Origin of the sequence: Streptomyces sp. NPDC058307 (genome assembly GCF_042880295.1) — a bacterium.
GTDB lineage: Bacteria > Actinomycetota > Actinomycetes > Streptomycetales > Streptomycetaceae > Streptomyces.
Window position 1 is genome coordinate 46,904 of the sequence record NZ_JBHVYZ010000048.1, and the last position, 19,631, is coordinate 66,534.

Consider the following 19,631-nt stretch of genomic DNA (forward strand, 5'->3'; position numbering starts at 1 on the left):
ACCCTGCCAACGAGGTCCCTCGCTACCGGACGCCGACGCGCAGGTCGCATCGGCGCCCTGACGGGTCAGGCGGCCTGCGGCAGGTAGTCGGGATGGCGCTCGATTCGGTCGGCGGGGCGGTCCTGCGGCGGGTCATGAGCGTCGTGGCCACCCAGGTGACGGGCGATTCGGCCCCCGACTGGGGCTCGACCCCGAACTCCGGACCGAGGCCCGGCGGTGGGCTGACGGGCGGAAAGCCCACTGCCGGGGCAGGGGTGGCCGGCGTGAGCGTTTGGGGCGCGTCATCGCCACCGGATCGACGCCTGACGGTGTCCGTCCCCCTGTCATCCGCAGCTCTTCGCCCCGCGCAAGGTCAGACCGGCGCCGGTGACCGCGTTCTTTCGGCTGTCCGGGGACGTCCGGCCAGCCGGTCTCACGGCCCAGGCAGGACGCGGGGTGCCGCCGCGCCGCAAGCCGTCACTCGTCGTTCACCCACCGCATGAGCCGTTGCAGCGGGTAGAAACCGTCGTGGGAAAGGCCCGGCGGCATGCCGCCCGCCCTGCCGAGGGAGACCACGCGCTGCACCCCGGCGCAGGCGAGGGCGTCACGCAGTTCCGCCTTGCGGGTGTCGGGGTAGACGCCGACCGTCTGCGTGGCGACGCCGGCGTGGGCGACGGCGTCGGACAGGGCGGCGACCGGGACCACGTTCACGATCTTCCCGTCGGGGTGGAAGTCCACCGGTTCCGGTGAGCGGATGACCACGCCCCGGCCGTCGTAGCCGCCCCACACCCGGTACTCGGGGTCCATGGAGCGCAGGACGTCGATCTCCTCGCGGAGTTCCCCGGTGACCCTCGGACCACCTGCCGAGCTGAACTCCCTTGCCACGCCCAGGCGTTCGCACAGCAGGGCGGCGTAGCGGTCGGCGTCGTCCCAGGAGCCCTCGACGAACTGGAAGCGGCTGGCCACGCACGCCTGCTGGTTGAAGAACGTGGCGTCGGCGGCACCCGCGTCGGCCGCCCGGGCCAGGCTCTCCTCGGACTCGAACGCCTCGCGGCCGATCATGGAGATGGAGGTCTTGGGGTCGAAGGAGACGAGCTCGAAGCCCGGGCCGACGTACTTCACCGCGCTGCGGATGGTGGCCTCGCCGCCCCAGGCGACCAGCTTGTCGAAGAACTGCGGGCGGAACAGCACGCTCTCCACCGTCTCGTCGCCGCCGCGCCAGTACACCGCGGAGAACGACCGCACCACCGGGTGCCCTGGGGCGACCGCGGCCATGGTGCGCAGGATCGCCGTCGCGGTGAACAGGTCGTTCGAGGGCAGCTTCAGCAGGTTGACGCCCTTGGTGAGCGCGCCGCGCACGACGGACATCGCCGCGACTCCGGGTGCGTTGCCGGCGATGATGTGCACCAGGCGGGGCGGGAAGGCCCGGGTGGCCGCGATCCGGTCGTCGGGCAGGCGTACCTCGCGCCAGCCGTCGAGCACGTCCGCGCCGCCGAGTTCGTGGTCGATCTGGGCGTACAGGCCAGGGGGTTGGAAGCTGCGCCACAGCACGGCGTAGGCGCGTTCCAGCACCTCCGCGGGCAGCGGGCTCACGGGGGCCATCCGCTCCAGGGCCTCGGCGAGCAGGCCCGCACGGTCCGCCTTGAGGGCCTCACCGGTCTCCACCAGCAGGTCCACGATCTCCGCGACGGGCACATCGAATGCCGGCCCCGGTTCGGAGCGCGGCCACACGAGGCGGTCCAGGTCGAGGGCCGGCGCGGTGAACCGGCCGAGGTCGACAGGGGCGCTGTTGTCGACCTCGCCCCTGACCATGTGGACGACGGCCGTGGTGTCGTCGAGTGCCGTACTGCTCATCAGTGGATCATCCCCCGCACATAGGAGTCGAGTGTCGCCGCGCAGGTGATCTTGTCGTCACCGCCGAGGTCGCCGTAGCGCCGGATGTCGGGCAGGACCGCCGGTCCCGGACGGCCGCAGGCGCACGGCGAGAAGTCCACGGAGACCCGGTCGCCGCTGATCAGCCCGCCCCAGCGGCCCTCCAGGGAGATGTCGAGGAACGCGAACCGTCCCTCCACCACGCCCTGTTCGGGGTTCAGGAGCCTCTCGCCGGGCTCGTCGAGCACCAGGGGGATCACCCAGGGCGGCACGTGGTAGTTGCCCTGCTCGCAGGCGAGGCAGGAGCCCTGGAGTTCGGTCATGCCGTAGCTGCGGACGCGGCGGACACCGTCGTAGAAGGCGGTGAGTTGCTGCTGGTAGTCGTCGGGCAGGGCCCGGCCCTTGTTGCCGCCGCCGCTGAGCACCAGCGTGTCCGGGTGCAGGCTGCCGTCGGGGACGCCGCGGGCGCGCAGGGCCTGGATGAGGGTGAACTGCTGGTTGTTCATGCCAGCGATCAGCAGCGGCTCGTCGCGGTGGGCGGCGATGTCGTCGACGATCGCGGTCATCGCCGCGCCGAGTTCCTGCTCGCGAGACTCGGAGACGGTCTCGAAGGAGCTGATCTCCTGCGGGGTCGCGACGCCCTCCGCGATCCGGCGGCGCAGCAGAGCGCTGCTCATCAGCTCGGACACCCGCATCGCGTCCTCGGTGAGCAGCCGGGTCTCGCCGGGCTGTGCGAAGACGTCCGCGTGCCAGCGGAAGCCGTCGATGGAGCGCATCGGGCCGTTCGCGGGGGCCAGCAGATAGCCGCGGCGGGTGGGTTTCGGAGGCAGGGGGTCGGGCCAGCAGGTGAGGTTCTCCAGGATGTCGTGCAGGAAACTCAGGTCACTGGCGTCGCAGTTGAGGAAGGAGACCTTTCCGGAGGTGCCGCTGGTGATGTACGGGCGGTGGCCGGCGGCGGTGATGCGGTCGGTCCACTCGTCGATGTTGCGGACGCCGTCCATGTCGACGTCGCCGGGTTCGACCGCGGACACGGTCGTGTACCAGCGCAGGAGCCGGTCCCAGCGGCCCGCGCTGATGAGGGAGACGGGGTACGACTTGTAGCTGGTGTGCGAGAACAGCAGCGGCACGAGGTCGTCGAGGCCGGTGACCTCCTCCACGCCGGTCTCCGCCGCCCGGGTGCGCAGCAGCGGAACGCGCTCCCGGTGGGCGGTGAAGGTCTCCCGGGCGGCCTCCAGCTGCAACTCCCTCAGCTGGTCGGCGGGTTGGTCGAAGGTGTCGCCGGAAAGGACGAGGGATCGGATCTGCTCGCGTGCGCCTGGCACAGCGTTCACCTCAATCGGTTGCGTACGTGGTCTTTTCCGCCGTGGTCTGCGCGAGGTACGACGACTCGATCGCGTCGAGGTTGCCGCGCAGTTCCTTCGGGGTGCCGGTCATGGTGACCCGGCCGCGGTGCAGGACGTACACGCGGTCGGCGATGTCCAGCACCTTGCGCACGTGCTGTTCGACCAGCAGCGCGCCGAGGCCGCGGTCGGCCGCCTCGCGCACCGCGCGCAGGAGACGGTCGACCACCAACGGGGCGAGGCCTAGGGAGAGTTCATCCGCGAGGAGCAGCTTCGGCGCGCGGCACAGGGCGCGGGCCAGCGAGAGCATCTGCTGCTCGCCGCCCGACAGCATGCCCGCGCCGGTGGTGAGGCGCTTTTCGAGTTCGGGGAAGAGTTCCAGCGCCTGCTGGGACCTCACCCTGCCCACGCGCAGGTTGTCCGCGGTGTCGAGCCGGGTGAAGACCGCCCGCTCACCGACGTACGCCAGCCCCTGGCGGGCGCGGCGGTGCAGTGGTGACCGGCCGGGCTCGCCCAGCCAGCGCACCTCGCCCCCCATGGGGGCGAGGCTGCCGGAGAGCGCCCGGAGGGTCGTCGTCTTGCCCGCGCCGTTGGGGCCGAGCAGGGCGACGACCTCGCCGGGCCGGACCTCCAGGTGGAGGTCGCGGACGACGGGCTGGCTGCCGTATCCGGCGGACAGGGATCGTGCTTCGATCAGGGGGGCGTCGGTGTCGGGCACGGGCCTGCTCCTCAGCTGGACGGCAGGGCCGTCAGGACCTTGCGGACGTCGACGAAGGTCGATCCGGGCTTGGCCCACTCGATCTTCCCGTCGCGGATGGTCAGTTCGGTGGCGGTGGTGTTGTGGATGCGGTTCAGCCCCTTGATCGGCAGGGCCGTGGACGCCTTCCAGCTCAGCGGCGGGGTCAGTCCGCCCGTGTCGATGCCCGGGGCGGTGTCGAGCTCCTGCACCAGGGCCTTCGCCGTGATCGTCGGGAGCGTCTTGGTGGCCTCGGTGAAGACCTTGAAGGCCACCCAGGTCGTCTCGTTGGCACCGTTGGTGGTGTCGATGTCCTTGTCGCCCTTGGTCGCGGCGACGAAGTCCTTCCAGGCGGCGTCGGAGGTCGGCGGGAAGTAGCCGGTGATCGCCGCGCCCTCCAGAGGACTGCCGGCTCCGCCGGTGCTCTCGGCGAGCTGCGGGGTCAGGTTGCCGACGACGCTGCCGAGCTTCGTCTTGGCGCCCGACTGCACGTACGACTTCACGAACAGCCCCGAGGCGGTGCCCATGATGACGCTCACGCAGTCGCTGCCCTTGGTCGCGGCGGCGACCTGCGGGGCGAGGTCGGTGGCGGTGAGCGGCACCTTGATGTCCTTGGGCGCCGGCGCTCCGGCGGAGACCGCGCCGACGGTGAGGAACTGGGAGACGACGGCGGCGGCGGCCACGTCGTAGCGCACGCCGGAGATCTTCTTGCAGCCGTTCTGCACCAGCTGCCGGCCGTGGGCCGCGAACACGACCGGGGTGCCGCCGTTGACGGGGAACGACAGCGGGTTGGAGAACTCGGCCGCCGAGACGCCGGTGCCGCCGAGGTACGGGATGCCGGCCTTCTGCAGGATGGGCATGTAGCGATCACCGGCGAGGCTGTACGAGCCCACCACCGCGACCACCTTCTCGGCGACCGCCTGCTGGGCGCACTTCTCGGCCTCGTCGGGGTTGTTCTTCTCGTTGCAGGTGAGCACCTTCAGCGGGGCACCCTTGATGCCGCCGTTGGCGTTGATCCACTTCTCGTAGGCCTGGGCGGTGAGCCGGACCCCGGGCTGGGCGCTGCCCTGGGTGTCCTCCGGCGTCCAGACCATCACCTTGACCGGTGTGCCCTTCAGGGTGGAGGTCTGTTCCTTCGAACTGCCGGACGCCTCTCCCCCGCAGCCGGCGGCGAGCAGGACTCCGGTGACCGCGAGGCAGCTCGCTGCGGCGGTTCTGCGTCGGCGTGAGTGGTTCATGGTTCCTCCGCTGTGCTCGTCGTCGAGATGGCGAACAGCATGGGGTCTGTTTTGTGGTTAGTGAAGTACTCTCGGCACAATTATTTAAATGAATACACTGTCTCGCCCCTGCCCTCGGGAGGTTCCTCGATGGACGACGTCCTGCGTTTCGCGCTGCTCGGCCTCGGGCTCGGCGCCCTCTACGCACTCACCGCGCACGGCATCGTGCTGGTCTACCGGGGCTCCGGCGTCCTGAACTTCGCGCACGGCGCGATCGGTATGGCCGGGGCCTATGTCCAGTGGGAGCTCGCCGCCCAGCACGGCGTGTCGTACTGGCCCGCCACCGCGTGCGGCGTGCTCACCTCGGCCGTGCTGGGCGTGCTCACCCACCTGCTGGTGCTCCGCCCGCTGCGCAGAGCGTCCTCACTGGCCCGCCTGGTCGGCACCCTGGCGGTCTTCATCGTGCTCACCGCGATCGCCGTCAAACGCTACGGCGACGGCCTGGAGCTGGTGCCGGGCAAGCTGCCCACCAAGCTGCTCACGATCGCCGGGGCGACGGTCTCCGAGGACCGCATGTGGCTGATCGGTATCGCCCTCGCCGCAACCGTGCTCCTGCATCTCCTCTACAAGCGCACCCTGTTCGGCCTGGGCACCAGCGCGGTCGCGGAGAACGAGGCCGCGGCCGCCTCGCTGGGCTGGTCCCCGGACGTGATCGCCACCGGCAACTGGGCGTTGGGATCGGCGCTCGCAGGACTGACGGCCATCCTGATCGTGCCGGTCATCGGCCTGTCGGTGACCGGACTGACCACCCTCCTGCTCAGCGCCCTGGCCGCCGCCCTGGTCGGCAAATTCTCCTCGTTCCCCGTCACGCTGGCGGGCGGCCTGATCATCGGCGTCGTGCAGTCCGAGCTGACCCGCTTCGGCTCCGACGTCACCGGGCTCGCCGCCTCGGTCCCCTTCCTGTTCATCGCCCTGGTACTGGTCGCACGCGGCCGGGCGCTGCCCCTGCGCGGCACGTTCCTGGACCGGCTGCCGGGTCTCGGCACCGGGAAGGTCCGCCCGCTGCCGTTGGCGATCGCCGTCGTGGCCGGACTGTCGCTGGTGAGCCTGGCGACGCCGCTGTGGGCCGACGCGATCACCACCACCCTGGTGCTGTCCCTGATCATCCTGTCGATCGTCGTGGTCACCGGATACGCGGGACAGGTCTCCCTCGCGGCCTACGCCCTGGCCGGGACCGGTGCCTTCCTCGCCGGACACGCGGCGGCCGACTGGGGATGGCCCTTCGAACTCGCCCTGCTGGCCGGGGTGTTGGGCACAGTGCCGATCGGCCTGCTGTTCGCGCTCCCCGCGGTCCGCACCCGCGGCGTCAATCTCGCGATCATCACGCTCGGCCTCGGCACCACCCTGGAGGCGATGGTCTTCCAGAACACCGACCTGTCGACCACCCCCGGCAGCGACGGCATCGCGGTGGGCAAGCAGACCCTCTTCGGCATCAGCATCTCCGGCGTCGACCATCCGCAGCGGTACGCCGCCGTGGTGCTCGTGCTGTTCGTCGCCGCCACGCTCGTGGTCGCCAACGTGCGGCGCAGCCGGACCGGCCGCCGGCTGATCGCCGTACGGGCGAACGAGCGGGCCGCCGCCGCCCTCGGCATCGACGTCCGCGCCGCCAAGCTCTACGCCTTCGGTCTCTCCGCGGCCATCGCCGCGCTCGCGGGAGTGCTCACCGGCTTCCGCTCGACCTCGGTCGTCCTGTCCGACTTCGCGAGCTTCAACTCCATCACCGCGCTCGGCCTCGCGGTCATCGGCGGTGTCGGTTTCCTCGTCGGTCCGCTGTTCGGCGCGACCTTCGCCGCGGGCACGGTGGGCGCCCGGTTCGGGGACCTCGTGCTGCCCGGCCTCAGCGACTGGATGCCGCTGATCGGCGGAGTCATCCTGGTGCTGACGCTGGTGGGCAACCAGGACGGCATCGGCAAGGAGCTCGGCAAACAGGTGGCGGGGAAGGGGCGCACGCTGCCCCCGCAGCGGCCGGCGACCGTCCCGACGGACGAGCCGTCAGCCACCGCGACCGTGACCCGTGCCGCCCCCCTCCCCCTCCAGGTACGGGACCTCACCGTCCGCTACGGCGGTGTCGTCGCCGTCGACGGGCTCTCACTGGACGTCGGGCCGGGCCAGGTCGTGGGGCTCATCGGTCCCAACGGCGCCGGCAAGACCTCCGCCATCGACGCGGTCACCGGCTTCACCCGGGCCGCGTCGGGCAGTGTGCGCCTCGGTGACCGGGACGCGACCCGGCTGCCGGTCCACCGGCGGGCCGCCGCCGGTCTGAGCCGGTCCTTCCAGTCCCTGGAGCTCTTCGAGGACATGACCGTCCTGGACAACCTGTACGCGGCCTGCGACCGGCCCGAACGGTGGGCGTACCTCACCGACCTGATCCGTCCCGGCAGCCGTCCACTGCCTGCCCACGTGCTCGTCGCGGTACGGGAGTTCGGCCTCCAGGACAGCCTGGACCGGCCGGTGGGCGACCTGTCGTACGGCGAGCGCCGGCTGCTGGCCATCGCCCGCGCGGTGGCCGCCTCACCGTCCGTGCTGCTCCTCGACGAACCGGCGGCGGGCCTGTCGGACGACGAGACCCGGGAACTGGCCCACCTGGTACGGCGGCTCGCCGAGGACTGGGGCATGGGCGTGCTGCTCGTCGAGCACGACGTCGACATGGTGATGAGCGTCTGCGACCAGGTCGTCGTCCTGGACTTCGGCCGCCGGATCTGCGCCGGTACGCCCGAGGAGGTCCGGCGCGATCCGGCGGTACGGGCGGCCTACCTGGGCGACCTGGAGCCGGAGACGCTGGCCTGAGCGTGACGGGGACGCCAAAAGCCGGAGGCGCTGGTATCAGCGCCTCCGGTGGCAGGACCAGGGGTCGTGTCAGGCGTCGCGCAGATCCGCCACATACGGCTGATGGGACAGCAGGCCGCCGTCCACTCGCAGCGTGTGCCCGGTGATGAAGGCCGACTCGTCCGAGGCGAGGAAGACGACCGCCGACGCGACGTCCTCCGGGCGCCCCAGGCGCGGGGTGAGGTGATGGCGCAGCATCGCCTCCCGGATCGCCCCGTGCGCCGAACCCGAGCTGGCCGGCGTGACGATGAACCCCGGCGCGATGGCGTTGCAGCGCACACCCTGCTTGCCGTACTGCGTGGCGACGTACTGCGTGAGGTTGATGAGCGCGGCCTTGGAAGCGCCGTACGCGGGGTTGCGCAGGTCGCCCGAAAGCCCTGCCCCGGACGAGGTGTTGATGATGGAGCCGCCACCGCGCTCGATCATGTGCGGGACGGCGGCCTGGATGGCGACCATGGTCCCGCGCAGGTTGATGCGCATCGTGTCGTCCCAGACCGCCGGGTCGGCCTCCACGACGGCGAGGTCCTGACGGGCGGCTAGATGGGTGGCCGCCGCGTTGTTGTGCAGGACGTCGAGACCGCCGTACGTCTCCACCGCCGCGGCCACCATGGCCCGTACGCTCTCCACGTCACCGAGGTCGACCGCGACCGCCGTCGCGGAACCCCCGGCAGTACGGATCTCCTCCGTCACCGCCTTGGCGCCGTCGAGGTTGAGGTCGGCGACCACCGTGTGGGCGCCCTCGGCCGCCAGGCGGCGTGCGGTGGCCGCACCGATGCCGGACGCGGCCCCGGTGACGACGGCGATCTTGTCCTGGAGTCGCGTCATGGCGAACCGCCTTTTCTACTCGGTGAGTTGTGCGGTGAGTTGGCTGCCGACGACCGACACGAACGAGACGCACTCGCCGGGTCCGCCGCCGAGGTTGTGGGTCAGGGCGAGTGAGCGTCCCTCGGCCACGGACTTCAGGGCCCGCTCGGCCGGTGCCTCGCCGCGCAGTTGCAGCCAGGCCTCGAACATCATGCGCAGGCCGGAGGCGCCGATGGGGTGGCCGAAGGCCTTCAGGCCGCCGTCCGGGTTGACCGGCAGCGAGCCGTCCAGGTCGAACGCCCCGCTGGTGACGTCCTTCCAGCCCTGACCGCGCTCCGAGAAGCCCAGGTCCTCCATCAGCACCAGTTCGGTGGGCGTGAAGCAGTCGTGGACCTCGGCCAGCGCGAGCTCGGTGCGCGGGTCGGTGATGCCCGCCTGCCGGTAGGCCTCCCGTGCGGAGGCGACGACCTCGGGGAAGGTGGTGAAGTCGTACTCCGGGTCGAGGAGCCCGTCCGCCGGGCCGGCGACGAAGGACAGCGCCTTCACGAAGATCGGCTTGTCGGTGTACTTGTAGGCGTCCTCGGCGCGCACGACGATCGCCGCCGCCGAGCCGTCCGAGACGCCGGAGCAGTCGAACACGCCGAGCATGCCCGCGACGATCGGGGCGGCCTTGATGCGCTCCGGCGGTACCTCCTTGCGGAACTGGGCGCGGGGGTTGCGGGCCCCGTTGTAGTGGTTCTTCCAGGCGATGCGGGTGATGACGTCCTTCATCTCCTCCTCCCCCAGGCCGTACTTGTCGGCGTAGGCGGGAGCGAGGAGGGAGAAGTTGGCGGGGGCGGTGATCTCACCGCGGCTGTCGTCGCCCGCGCCGGGGATGGCGGTGCCGGAGAGCCCCGACATGCCGGAGTCCTTGAGCTTCTCCACTCCGACGGCCATCGCCACGTCGTACGCCCCGGAGGCGACGGCGTAGCAGGCGTTGCGCAGGGCCTCGGAGCCGGTGGCGCACATGTTCTCGACGCGGGTGACCGGCTTGTTGGGCAGGTGGAGCGCCCGGCTCAGGGTCAGTCCGGACACGCCGGACGCCTGGGTGCCGAACCAGTACGCGTCGATGTCGTCGAGGGTGATGCCGGCCGAGGTGACCGCCTCGCCGACGGCGTCGATCAGCAGGTCGTCCGCCGAGCGGGTCCAGTGCTCGCCGAAGGGCGTGCAGCCCATGCCGACGATCGCGACCCGGTCCCTGATTCCGTGCGAGCCCATCAGCGTGTCTCCTCAGCCTCGCCCGTCCGTACCGGCCGGGCCTTCCAGAAGTAGTTGTGGACGCCGGACGCCGTGACTGTGCGCCGGAAGGTCATCTCGACCCGGGCGCCTATGACGGCGTCGGCCTCGGTGGCGTCGGTCAGCTGGCAGCGGAACCGGCCGCCGCCGTCGTAGTCGACGACCACGACGAGCATCGGCGGGCTCGGCGTGGCGGCCAGCCGGTCGACGGTGAACGTGGCGACCGTGCCCTGCACGTGTGCCATGGGCTCGTCGGTCATGGCGTCGACGCTGTGGCAGGAGGTGCACACCCGGTCCGGCGGCAGATGCCGGGTGGCGCACTTCTCGCAACGGGAGGCAACGAAGCCGTACTTCCAGGCGGTGCGGCGGTGTGCGGGCGGCGCGTACGGCGGCTCGGGGTCCGGCCGGCGGGGCGGTTCGCGGTCGAGGAAACCGCGCCAGGACAGATACGTGGCGTACGGCATCGGGGCGCTGCCCTGGGCGATCTGCTCGGCGACCGGGCGGGCCGCTCGGTGTGCGGGGAGTGCGTCGGTGGTGCGCAGCAGGAGGACCCCGGCGCCGTCGCCGAGCACCAGCAGGGCGATGAGCTCGCCCGGTCGGGCCCGGTCCAGAACGTCGGCGAGGAGCAGACCCGGCTGGGCGGTACCGGCGTTGCCGATCACTCCGGCCAGGTCCGCGGTCACCGCCTCGGGACGGATCCCCGGTGTGCGCCGGACCGCGGCGCACGCGCGTGCGTGCAGGCCCGCGACCACGAAGTGGTCGATCGAGCCGATGTCGACCGCCGCGTGGTCGAGGGCCGCGGTGAGCGCCTTGTCCGCGAGGGACACGTAGATCTCCTCGGCGAAGCGCTCCTCCCAGACCCGGGAGACGGGCGCGCCGGGCAGCCGCCAGCGGTCGAGGATCTCGTCGCTGACCGTGTCGTGGGCGAGCAGCTCCGCGATGACCGGGGCCCCGTTGCGGTGTCCGCCGAAGACGAACGCCGCCGCACCGTCGCCGCCCGCGACCTCGTCGCTGCCGCCGGGCAGGCCGGTGCGCAGGTCGGACAGGACCGTCAGGGTCGGTACCGGGGAGCGGGCGGCCGTGACCAGGGCGCCGAGGCCGGAGCGCACGGAGCCGGCCATGTCGGCGGCGAGCACGTGCGGGTCGAGGCCGAGCGCGGCGTGCACGGCGGTCGCGTTGGTCTTGTCGAGGTAGGCGGGTGCGGCGGTGGCGAGGAAGAGCTGGCTGACGCGGGCGCGCAGCCCGTCGCGGTCCAGGGCGACGCGGGCCGCCTCGACAGCCATGGACGTGGTGTCCTCGTCGTAGCCCGCGACCGCGCGGGTTCCCTTGCCTCCCCTGCCGCCCAGGGCGGCTGCGACATCCGTCCTCGCGAGGCGGTGGTACGGCACGTAGGCGCCGTATGCGATCAGTCCGGGCATGTCAGCGTCCTCCATGAACGTGGTGTGCGTCGGTGGGCCGTTCGAAGACCGCGGCCAGGCCCTGGCCCCCGCCGAGGCACATGGTCTCCAGGCCGTAGCGGGCCTGACGGCGGTCGAGTTCGCGCAGCAGGGTGGCCAGGATGCGGCCGCCGGTGGCGCCGACGGGGTGGCCCAGCGAGATGCCGGAGCCGTTGACGTTGAACCGCTCGAAGTCGGTCTCGGTCAGGCCCCATTCACGCGTGCAGGCCAGTACCTGCGCGGCGAAGGCCTCGTTGAGTTCGATCAGGTCGATGTCGGCGAGCTTCAGTCCGGCTCGCTCCAGCGCCCGGGCGGTGGCGGGTACCGGGCCGATGCCCATCGTCTCGGGCGGTACGCCGACGACGGCCCAGGAGACCAGGCGGCCCAGCGGTCGCAGGCCGAGTTCGGCGGCGCGCTCGGGGTGGGTCACGACGCACAGCGCGGCGCCGTCGTTCTGGCCGCTGGCGTTGCCCGCCGTGACGGTCGCCTCCGGGTCCTGGCGGCCGAGCACGGGGCGCAGCGACGCGAGCTTCTCCAACGACGAGCCGGGGCGCGGGTGTTCGTCGGTGTCGACGACCGTCTCGCCCTTGCGGCCGCGCACGGTGACCGGCACGATCTCATTCGTGAACCGGCCCTCCCGCTGGGCCGCGACGGCCTTCTCGTGGGAGCGCAGGGCGAGTTCGTCCTGCTCCTCGCGGGGGATGGCGTACTCGCGCCGGAGGTTCTCGGCGGTCTCCAACATCCCGCCGGGGACGGGGTGGTTGACCCCGCCGGACGTGACGCGCCCGCGCGCCAGCCGGTCGTGCAGGGTGGTGCCCGCGCCGCGTACGCCCCACCGCACACCGGTCGTGTAGAACTCCGCCTGGCTCATGGACTCGACACCGCCCGCCAGCACGAGGTCGCTCGCGCCGGTCTGCACCTGCATCGCCGCGGTGATGATCGCCTGCAGTCCCGAGCCGCAGCGGCGGTCGATCTGCAGTCCCGGCACCTCCACGGGCAGACCGGCGTCCAGGGCGGCCACGCGGCCGATGGCCGGGGCCTCGCCGTTGGGATAGCACTGGCCCAGCAGGACGTCGTCCACGGCTGCGGGGGGTATGCCGGTACGTTCCAGCACGGCGCGTACGACCGTGGCGGCGAGCTCGGCCGCCGTCACGTCGCGGAAGACGCCGCCGTAGCCGCCGACGGGGGTACGCAGGGGCTCGCAGATCACCGCGTCACGCAGGAGGGCGGGCATCAGCACTGCCTTTCATGAGGGGTCACATGTACCGGCCGCCGGTCACTTCGACCACGGCTCCGGTGACGTAGCTCGCCAGGTCGGAGGCGAGGAAGAGCACGACCTGGGCGACCTCGGCGGGCTCTCCGGCACGTCCCATGGGGATCTCCGCGAGCTTCGCGTCCCAGGCGGCCGGAGGCATGGCCTCGGTCATGGCGGTACGGATCAGGCCGGGCTGGACCGCGTTGACGCGGATTCCGGCCCGGGCGAGTTCCTTGGCGGAGGCCTTGGTGAGACCGACGAGTCCGGCCTTGGCCGCGCTGTAGTTGGTCTGCCCGAAGTTGCCGACCTTGCCGGCGATGGAGGAGATGTTGACGATGCTGCCGCCCTGACCGTGCGCGCGCATCGACTCGGCGGCGTACCGGGTGCCGTTCCAGGCGCCGGTCAGGTGCACGTCGACCACGGCACGGAAGTCGGCGAGAGCCATCTTGCGCAGGGTCGCGTCCCGGGTGATCCCGGCGTTGTTGACCATGACGCCGACCGGTCCGAAGCTCTCGGCGCAGTGGGCGACGAGAGCGGCCATCTCGTCCTCGTCGGTGACGTCGCAGCGCAGCGAGGCGGCTGCGATGCCGTTCTTGGCGAGGCGTTCGGCGGCTTCCGCCGCCGCGTCCTCGTTGATGTCGCCGAGGACGACGGACGCCCCCTCGGCACCGAGGACTCCGGCGATCTCGAAGCCGATGCCCTGTGCGCCGCCGGTGATCACCGCGTTGCGGCCGTCCAGCAGTCCCATGTCAGCCCGCCCTGGCTCGACGCTATTCCTCTTAAATAGATAACCTATTATGCTGAAACAATCAATACAGCGACGGTGCTGCGCGCACGGGACCGGACGAGGAGAGTACGCAGGTGGACATCAGCTATCCCCCCGAGACCGAAGCGTTCCGCAGCGAGGTCAGGGCGTTCCTCTCCGAGACGCTGCCGTCGGGCTGGAAGGGCATCGGCGCCCTCGACGAGGAGGCGGCCTGGGCCTTCGCCCGCGACTGGCGCCGGCTGCTGGCCGAGCGGCGCTACCTCTCGCTGACCTGGCCGGAGGAGTACGGCGGCCGGGGCCTGACCAAGCTCCACCAGGTGGTGCTCATGGAGGAACTGGCACTTGCCGGTGTGCCGTTCGGGCTGCCGCAGGACACCTTCGGCGTGAAGATGCTGGCGAACACGCTGCTGCGCTGGGGCACGGACGAGCAGAAGGCCCACTTCCTGCCCCGCATCCTCAGCGGCGAGGACACCTGGTGCCAGGGGTACTCGGAGCCGGACGCGGGCTCGGACCTCGCCTCGCTGAGGACGCGTGCGGTGCGGGACGGCGAGGAGTGGGTGATCGACGGCCAGAAAGTGTGGACCTCCGGCGCCCATCACTGTGACTGGATCTTCGTCCTGGCCCGCACGAACCCGGACGCCTCCAGGCACCGCGGCATCTCCTTCCTGCTCGTCCCGCTCGACCAGGCCGGCATTGAGGTGCGGCCGTTCCGCATGATGAGCGGACAGCTGCACTTCAACGAGGTCTTCTTCAACGGCGCCCGCACCCGCGCGGATCTCGTCGTCGGCGGCGTCGACAACGGCTGGACCGTCGCCCAGAGCCTGCTCGGTGTGGAGCGCGGGGAGGAGGCGGCGACCAACCCGATCCTCTTCAAGGCGGAGGTGGAACGCCTCGTCGAGCTGGCACGGCTGTACGGCAAGGACCAGGACCCGGTGATCCGGCAGCGGATCGCCTGGTGCTGGTCCAAGGTCGAGATCATGCGGTATCTCGGCTACCGCATCCTCACCGGCTGGCTCAAGGGCGCCGAGCCCGGGCCCGAGTCGTCGATCGCCAAGCTGTACTGGAGCGAGTACCACACCGAGGTCACCGACCTGGCGATGGACATCATGGGCCTGCACGGCCAGGTGCCGGTCGGCCGCGCGCCCCTGCGCACCTACCGCACCGACGACCCCGGCGCAGCGAACTCCTCGGCGTCCTGGTCGGCGACGTACCTGATCGCCCGCTCCGGGACGATCTACGCGGGAACCTCCCAGGTGCAACGGAACATCCTCGCGGAAAAGGTGCTGGGACTGCCGCGCGAGCCGCGGGCCACGGCGGGTTAGGACCCGGTCGGGGGCTGTGCGGGCTGCCGGGGGTGGACCGCGTCCGGGGGCCGGGCGGCTACGACGGTGGACCCCGGCTAGCGGCTGTGTCGGCTGCCGGCGGTGGCCTCCGGCTCGTGGCCGGGCGGGCTACGACGGTGGACCCCGGCTGGTGGCTGGGCGGGCTGCGGCGGTGGACCGCGTCGGGGGCTGTGCCGACTGCCGGCGGTGGACCGCCTCGGAGGCTGGGTCGGCTGCTGATGTGGACCGCGTCGGGGGCCGTGCCGGCTGTCAGCGAGTGGACCGCCTCGGAGCCGGGCAAGCGGAGCGTGGCGAGCCAGATCGTCATGCCCGTTGGGCCCCCGGCCCTCGGGGGTCTATCGTCTGAATCCTGGGGCCAGACGATGGAGGACGGCCGTGATGCCGCAGGACGAGGCCGTGATCGGCTGCACGGGGACAGTACTCATCGGGACGCGCGGATCCGCGGGTCCCGGCGAGATCCTCGTGCGCGTCAGAGGCGGCTCCGAAACCTTCCTCGCCTGGTCCGAGGATCCCCTGCCCACCGGGGCGACCGTGCTCGTGATCGAGTCGCGTGGATGTCGCGAGGTCGGCGTCATCGAGTGGGCGGATCCATTGGACGCGCTCGGCGGCGACCCTGCCGGCGCCGATTGAGGAGTAGTAGAGAATGTTCGGTTACCGCGTTCCCGCGCCCGACGAGGCAATGCTGATCTCGGGGGGCCGGCGGGGACTGGGGGGCGCGCCGTTCCGAGTGGTGACGGGGCACGGCAAGTTCGTGCTCCCGATCTTCCGAAAGACCCGTTTCCTTACCCTGTCGATGTGCGAGGCCGAGGTCACCGAGACCTGTGTGACCCGGCAGGGCATCTCGCTGCACGTCCGCGCCGTCATCGCGTTCAAGGTCGGCAACGACCACGAGAGCATCATCAACGCGGGGCAGCGGTTCCTCTCCGACCAGGACCAGATGTCGGTGCTGACCGGGCGGATCTTCGCCGGTCACCTGCGGGCCATCATCGGCTCGATGACGGTCGAGGAGATCGTCACCGAGCGGCAGAAGCTCGCCGCCGAGGTCCTGGACACCTCGAAGACCGAGATGGCGAAGATCGGCCTGATCGTGGACTCGCTGCAGATCCAGTCGATCGACGACGGCGACGTCGGTTACATCGAGGCCATGTCCGCGCCGCACAAGGCGGCCATCCAGCGGCAGGCCCAGATCGCCCAGGCCCAGGCCACCCAGGCCTCGGTCGAGGCGGAGCAGGTGGCGGCCCGTAACCAGGCCGAGTACGCCCGGCAGACCGCTGTGGTCAGGGCGGAGTACTCGGCCGAGGTGGAACGGGCGCAGGCCAAGGCCGCGCAGGCCGGACCACTGGCGCAGGCCCACGCCCAGCAGGAGGTCCTCGACGCGCAGACGGACCTGGCCCTGCGCCAGGCGAAACTGCGCCAGCAGCAGCTGGTGGCCGAGATCGTGAAGCCCGCCGAGGCCGAGGCCGAACGGATCAGGGTGCTCGCCGCCGCCGAGGCACAGCGCATGCGGATCCAGGCCGAGGCGGCCGCCTCCTACGACCGGGTCGCGCTCGACCGGATGCTGATCGACCAGCTCCCGCAGATCGTGAAGGAGGCCGCCGGCGGTCTCGCGGGCGCCAACGTCAACGTTCTCAACGGCGCCGACGGTCTCGGCGAGATCGCCGCAGGTCTGGTGTCCCAGGGCCTGACGATCCTGGACTCGGTCCGGCAGAACCTGAACGGCCCGGACTCCTCCGACGGCCGCCGCCCTTCAGAGAGCAGCGGCAACGGCAACGGCCTGCTCCAGTTGCACTCGCGGAAGGACGGCAAGGAGGACGACGGCCGGGTCGACGTCGACTGAGTCGGTTCCCCCCGATCAGCGCCCCTAACAGGGCCCGGGCAGAATACGGCCCTGCAGGTCCCAGGCGGGGTCGACGGGAACGCCGAGGCGGTCCAGGACGGTCGGTGCCAGGTCGATCAGGCGCGGGCTGTCGAGCAGGGTGCCGGCGCCGGGTACGCCGGGCTCGGCGAGGATGACGAAGACCTCCCGCTCGGCACGGGTGTCGCCGCCGTGGCCGCCGCTGTCGAGGTGGCCGTGGTCCGTGGTGACGAGCACTGTCCAGTGCTCGTCACCACGGCCGGGGTGGGAGCGTCGGGAGTCGATCGCCTCCAGCAGCCGCCCGAGGTGGGCGTCCTGGGCCAGGAGGGCGTGATCGTAGGCGGGGCTGAGGGCGCCGGTGGCATGGCCGGCTTCGTCGGCGGCGCCGAAGTACACGAACACGACGTCCGGGTCGCCGTCACTGAGCCATTGCTCGGCGGTGTCGGCGACGAGGCGGTCCGCGGCCAGGTAGCCCTGCGCCTCACCGTCGTGCAGTATCCGCCGTCCGATGGCGGAGCCCAGCGTGCCGCGGTGGAGCAGGTCGGGCCACGACACCACGGCCGCGGCGCGCAGACCGGGCCGGGCGGTGACGGCTCGGCTGAGGAAGTCGGGGTAGCGGGAGTAGTCGGCGCCGGTGAAGTCGTTGCCGGTCACTCCGTGGCGGTCGGGCCACACTCCGGTCAGTACGCTCGACCAGCCGGGTCCGGAGTCGGTGTAGGCCATGCTGGTCGACGGCCCGTCCTCCGCCTGGCCGTCCACCTCGCCGTAGGGCAGCAGGCTGGTGCCGTAGGAGCCGGTCGTCATGAGCCCGTGCAACACGGGGGCCGTGGAGGATGATGGCGAGCGAGTGAGCCGGTCGAAGCGCACCCCGTCCAGGCCCACCACGAGCACCTTGCCGCGCTTCACCTTCACGCCGTCCGCCCTCCCCTCCTCAGCGTGCTCACCGGACGCCAGTGGCGCCGGCGGATCGGCATCCGTCATTCCTCGCCTCTCTCCATACCTTTGTCGATACCGGGGAGCCGCCTCCTCGCAGCCCGGGGGGCCACGGCTTCAACTGCCCTGCACAGCCCCTTCCGTCGCGCCCGCGATGAAGCCCCGGGCGAAGATCGAGAAGACGACGAGCATCGGGACCGAGGCCATGAGCACACCGGCCATGACCATGCTGTAGTCGGTGTTGTGGGAGACGTTGAGCTGGGCGAGCGCCACCTGGAGGGTGACGTGGCCGGGCTTGGTGAGGACGACGAGCGGCCAGATGTAGTCGTTCCAGGCGTTGACGAAGGCGTAGATGGCGAGGAACGACAGCCCGGGCTTGATCATGGGCAGCGTGATGTTCCAGTACTGGCGGAGGAACCCGGCGCCGTCGATGCGCGCGGCGTCGAGGAGCTCGTCGGGTACGCCGCTCTGGATGTACTGGCGCAGCCAGAAGATGCCGAAGGCGTTGGCGAGGGCGGGCGGGGCGAGTGCCCTGAGCGTGCCGACCCAGCCGATCTTGGAGACCAGGATGAACTGCGGGAGGATGCCCAGCTGCAACGGCAGCATCATGAACCCCAGCAGCGCGGCGAAGAGCACCCTGCGTCCGGGGAAGTCGAACTTGGCGAAGGCGAAGGCGGCCAGGGAGTCGACGAGCAGCACCAGGACGGTGGTGACGGACGCGACGACGAGGGTGTTGAGCATCGACCCGAAGAAGTCGATGGTCTTGAGCATGTGCCGGATGTTCTCCAGCAGATGGGAGCCGAAGGACAGCTTCGGCGGACTCTTGTAGATGTCCTGGGTGGTGTTGGTCGCCATGATGATCGTCCACACGAACGGGAAGACCGAGATCAGGACCGCCAGGATCAGGAAGACGTGCGCGCTCAGGCCCCTGGGGCGCCGGGACCGTCTCGTGTCCGTCGCTCTCGGCGTCGTACCCGCTGCCGTCATGGCTTCCTCCCTCGTTGCACGATGCGCCAGTTGACGAGGACCAGCACCATGATCAGTACGAAGAAGGCCCATACGATGGCCGCGCCGTAGCCGTAGTCGTTGTTGACGAAGGCCGACTGGTAGAAGTACAGCAGCGTGGTCAGGCCCGCCTGGCCGGGACCTCCGAGGCTGGGGTTGGCGGCCTCGCTGGCGAAGAGGATCTGGGGTTCGCTGAAGCTCTGCAGGCCGTTGATGGTCGAGATGATGACGGTGAACAGGATGATGGGCCGCATGATCGGCATGGTGATCTGGAAGAAGGTGCGGACGGCGCCGGCGCCGTCCAGCTTGGCCGCCTCGTAGATCTCCTTCGGGATGGTCTGGAGCCCGGCCAGGTAGATGATCATGTTGTAGCCGGTCCACATCCACGTCATCAGCAGCGCGATGACCAGCTTGATCAGCCACGGGTCGCTCAGCCACGGCACCGGCGAGATGCCGACCGTGTCCAGGATCGCGTTGACCAGGCCGAAGTTGTTGCTGAAGACCGCGCCGAAGAAGATCGCCACGGCGACGATCGAGGTCACGTTCGGCACGTACAGGGCGATGCGGTAGAAGCCCTTGAACCGGCGCACCGAGTGCAGCAGCGTCGCCAGGACCAGGGCGCCGACGAGCGTGGGCACGGTGGACAGGACCCAGATCACCAGGGTGTTGCGGATCGACAGCCAGAAGACGGGGTCCTTCCACAGGAACCGGAACTCCTGGAGGCCCACGAAGTGCATGGTGCCGATGCCGTCCCAGCGCTGGAAGGCCAGATACAGCGAGTAGAGGACCGGGAAGAACGAGAAGGCGAGGAAGACCAGGTAGAAGGGCGAGATCGCCAGGTACTGCCGCCAGTGGGACAGTACCCCGCGACGCCTGACCCGTACGGCGCCCGGGGGCGGTGTGCGCCGCGGGCGGAACCGGGCCGGGCC

General features: G+C 70.8%; 16 protein-coding genes. 4 read left to right on the forward strand and 12 right to left on the reverse strand.

What is annotated here, in order from left to right; all coding sequences use genetic code 11:
- Positions 1 to 456: 456 nt before the first annotated feature.
- Genes ACFVYN_RS29300 through ACFVYN_RS29315 form a run of 4 tightly spaced genes read right to left on the reverse strand, consistent with a single transcriptional unit; the run spans position 457 to position 5,165 of the window.
- Positions 457 to 1,833 (reverse strand): acyl-CoA reductase, encoded by a 1,377-nt coding sequence (locus ACFVYN_RS29300; protein ID WP_390003679.1) that lies wholly within the window; start codon positions 1,831 to 1,833, stop codon positions 457 to 459.
- Positions 1,833 to 3,173 carry a hypothetical protein gene (locus ACFVYN_RS29305; RefSeq protein WP_390003681.1) on the reverse strand — a complete coding sequence of 447 codons (1,341 nt, stop codon included), beginning with the start codon at positions 3,171 to 3,173 and terminating at the stop codon, positions 1,833 to 1,835. The genes ACFVYN_RS29300 and ACFVYN_RS29305 overlap by 1 nt, the downstream gene beginning before the upstream one ends.
- A 10-nt stretch (positions 3,174 to 3,183) precedes the next feature.
- Positions 3,184 to 3,909: an ABC transporter ATP-binding protein gene (locus ACFVYN_RS29310; RefSeq protein WP_390003683.1), complete on the reverse strand. Its 726-nt coding sequence runs from the start codon at positions 3,907 to 3,909 to the stop codon at positions 3,184 to 3,186.
- A gap of 11 nt (positions 3,910 to 3,920) precedes the next feature.
- A complete protein-coding gene (locus ACFVYN_RS29315; protein ID WP_390003686.1) occupies positions 3,921 to 5,165 on the reverse strand; it encodes an ABC transporter substrate-binding protein in 1,245 nt (414 codons plus the stop codon).
- 129 nt (positions 5,166 to 5,294) lie between these two features.
- Between ACFVYN_RS29315 and ACFVYN_RS29320 the strand changes: the two genes are divergently transcribed.
- On the forward strand, positions 5,295 to 7,991 hold the full coding sequence (locus ACFVYN_RS29320) for an ATP-binding cassette domain-containing protein (RefSeq protein ID WP_390003689.1): 2,697 nt from the start codon (positions 5,295 to 5,297) through the stop codon (positions 7,989 to 7,991).
- Positions 7,992 to 8,060: 69 nt separating this feature from the next.
- Here the strand turns inward: ACFVYN_RS29320 and ACFVYN_RS29325 are convergent, their stop codons facing one another.
- Genes ACFVYN_RS29325 through fabG form a run of 5 tightly spaced genes read right to left on the reverse strand, consistent with a single transcriptional unit; the run spans position 8,061 to position 13,548 of the window.
- Positions 8,061 to 8,855 carry an SDR family NAD(P)-dependent oxidoreductase gene (locus tag ACFVYN_RS29325; protein WP_390003692.1) on the reverse strand — a complete coding sequence of 265 codons (795 nt, stop codon included), beginning with the start codon at positions 8,853 to 8,855 and terminating at the stop codon, positions 8,061 to 8,063.
- Positions 8,856 to 8,870: 15 nt separating this feature from the next.
- Positions 8,871 to 10,091, reverse strand: a complete 1,221-nt coding sequence (locus ACFVYN_RS29330) for an acetyl-CoA acetyltransferase (RefSeq protein WP_390003694.1) — start codon at positions 10,089 to 10,091, stop codon at positions 8,871 to 8,873.
- Positions 10,091 to 11,527 (reverse strand): OB-fold domain-containing protein, encoded by a 1,437-nt coding sequence (locus ACFVYN_RS29335; RefSeq protein WP_390003695.1) that lies wholly within the window; start codon positions 11,525 to 11,527, stop codon positions 10,091 to 10,093. Before ACFVYN_RS29335 ends, ACFVYN_RS29330 begins: the two co-directional genes overlap by 1 nt.
- 1 nt (position 11,528) lies before the next feature.
- The gene (locus tag ACFVYN_RS29340; RefSeq protein WP_390003697.1) at positions 11,529 to 12,779 is read right to left on the reverse strand and encodes an acetyl-CoA C-acetyltransferase; all 1,251 of its coding nucleotides are present in this window, start codon (positions 12,777 to 12,779) and stop codon (positions 11,529 to 11,531) included.
- 22 nt (positions 12,780 to 12,801) lie between these two features.
- Positions 12,802 to 13,548, reverse strand: coding sequence for a 3-oxoacyl-ACP reductase FabG (gene fabG / locus ACFVYN_RS29345; RefSeq protein ID WP_390003699.1), 747 nt, complete (start codon positions 13,546 to 13,548; stop codon positions 12,802 to 12,804).
- A 113-nt stretch (positions 13,549 to 13,661) separates the two neighbouring features.
- On the opposite strand from fabG, the gene ACFVYN_RS29350 reads away from it, so the two are divergent.
- The 3 genes from ACFVYN_RS29350 (at position 13,662) to ACFVYN_RS29360 (ending at position 16,746) form a co-directional block, all read left to right on the forward strand.
- Positions 13,662 to 14,888, forward strand: a complete 1,227-nt coding sequence (locus ACFVYN_RS29350; RefSeq protein WP_390003702.1) for an acyl-CoA dehydrogenase family protein — start codon at positions 13,662 to 13,664, stop codon at positions 14,886 to 14,888.
- Positions 14,889 to 15,287: 399 nt separating this feature from the next.
- On the forward strand, positions 15,288 to 15,539 hold the full coding sequence (locus tag ACFVYN_RS29355) for a hypothetical protein (RefSeq protein WP_069760059.1): 252 nt from the start codon (positions 15,288 to 15,290) through the stop codon (positions 15,537 to 15,539).
- A gap of 13 nt (positions 15,540 to 15,552) precedes the next feature.
- A complete protein-coding gene (locus ACFVYN_RS29360; RefSeq protein ID WP_390003704.1) occupies positions 15,553 to 16,746 on the forward strand; it encodes a flotillin family protein in 1,194 nt (397 codons plus the stop codon).
- Positions 16,747 to 16,770: 24 nt separating this feature from the next.
- On the opposite strand, the gene ACFVYN_RS29365 is transcribed toward ACFVYN_RS29360, so the two are convergent.
- The 3 genes from ACFVYN_RS29365 to ACFVYN_RS29375 all read right to left on the reverse strand — a co-directional run bounded on the left by ACFVYN_RS29365 (position 16,771) and on the right by ACFVYN_RS29375 (position 19,562).
- A complete protein-coding gene (locus ACFVYN_RS29365) occupies positions 16,771 to 17,745 on the reverse strand; it encodes an alkaline phosphatase family protein (protein ID WP_390003707.1) in 975 nt (324 codons plus the stop codon).
- 69 nt (positions 17,746 to 17,814) lie between these two features.
- Positions 17,815 to 18,684, reverse strand: a complete 870-nt coding sequence (locus ACFVYN_RS29370; RefSeq protein ID WP_390003710.1) for a carbohydrate ABC transporter permease — start codon at positions 18,682 to 18,684, stop codon at positions 17,815 to 17,817.
- Complete coding sequence (locus ACFVYN_RS29375; RefSeq protein WP_390003719.1) at positions 18,681 to 19,562, reverse strand: carbohydrate ABC transporter permease; 882 nt, start codon at positions 19,560 to 19,562, stop codon at positions 18,681 to 18,683. The genes ACFVYN_RS29370 and ACFVYN_RS29375 overlap by 4 nt, the downstream gene beginning before the upstream one ends.
- Positions 19,563 to 19,631 lie beyond the last annotated feature (69 nt).

Coding starts and splice junctions, on each gene's coding strand:
- ACFVYN_RS29300 (WP_390003679.1), bottom strand. CDS start 1,833: ATGAGCAGTACGGCACTCGACGACACCACGGCCGTCGTCCACATGGTC.
- ACFVYN_RS29315 (WP_390003686.1), bottom strand. CDS start 5,165: ATGAACCACTCACGCCGACGCAGAACCGCCGCAGCGAGCTGCCTCGCG.
- ACFVYN_RS29320 (WP_390003689.1), top strand. CDS start 5,295: ATGGACGACGTCCTGCGTTTCGCGCTGCTCGGCCTCGGGCTCGGCGCC.
- ACFVYN_RS29325 (WP_390003692.1), bottom strand. CDS start 8,855: ATGACGCGACTCCAGGACAAGATCGCCGTCGTCACCGGGGCCGCGTCC.
- ACFVYN_RS29330 (WP_390003694.1), bottom strand. CDS start 10,091: ATGGGCTCGCACGGAATCAGGGACCGGGTCGCGATCGTCGGCATGGGC.
- ACFVYN_RS29335 (WP_390003695.1), bottom strand. CDS start 11,527: ATGCCCGGACTGATCGCATACGGCGCCTACGTGCCGTACCACCGCCTC.
- ACFVYN_RS29340 (WP_390003697.1), bottom strand. CDS start 12,779: ATGCCCGCCCTCCTGCGTGACGCGGTGATCTGCGAGCCCCTGCGTACC.
- fabG (WP_390003699.1), bottom strand. CDS start 13,548: ATGGGACTGCTGGACGGCCGCAACGCGGTGATCACCGGCGGCGCACAG.
- ACFVYN_RS29355 (WP_069760059.1), top strand. CDS start 15,288: ATGCCGCAGGACGAGGCCGTGATCGGCTGCACGGGGACAGTACTCATC.
- ACFVYN_RS29360 (WP_390003704.1), top strand. CDS start 15,553: ATGTTCGGTTACCGCGTTCCCGCGCCCGACGAGGCAATGCTGATCTCG.
- ACFVYN_RS29365 (WP_390003707.1), bottom strand. CDS start 17,745: ATGACGGATGCCGATCCGCCGGCGCCACTGGCGTCCGGTGAGCACGCT.
- ACFVYN_RS29370 (WP_390003710.1), bottom strand. CDS start 18,684: ATGACGGCAGCGGGTACGACGCCGAGAGCGACGGACACGAGACGGTCC.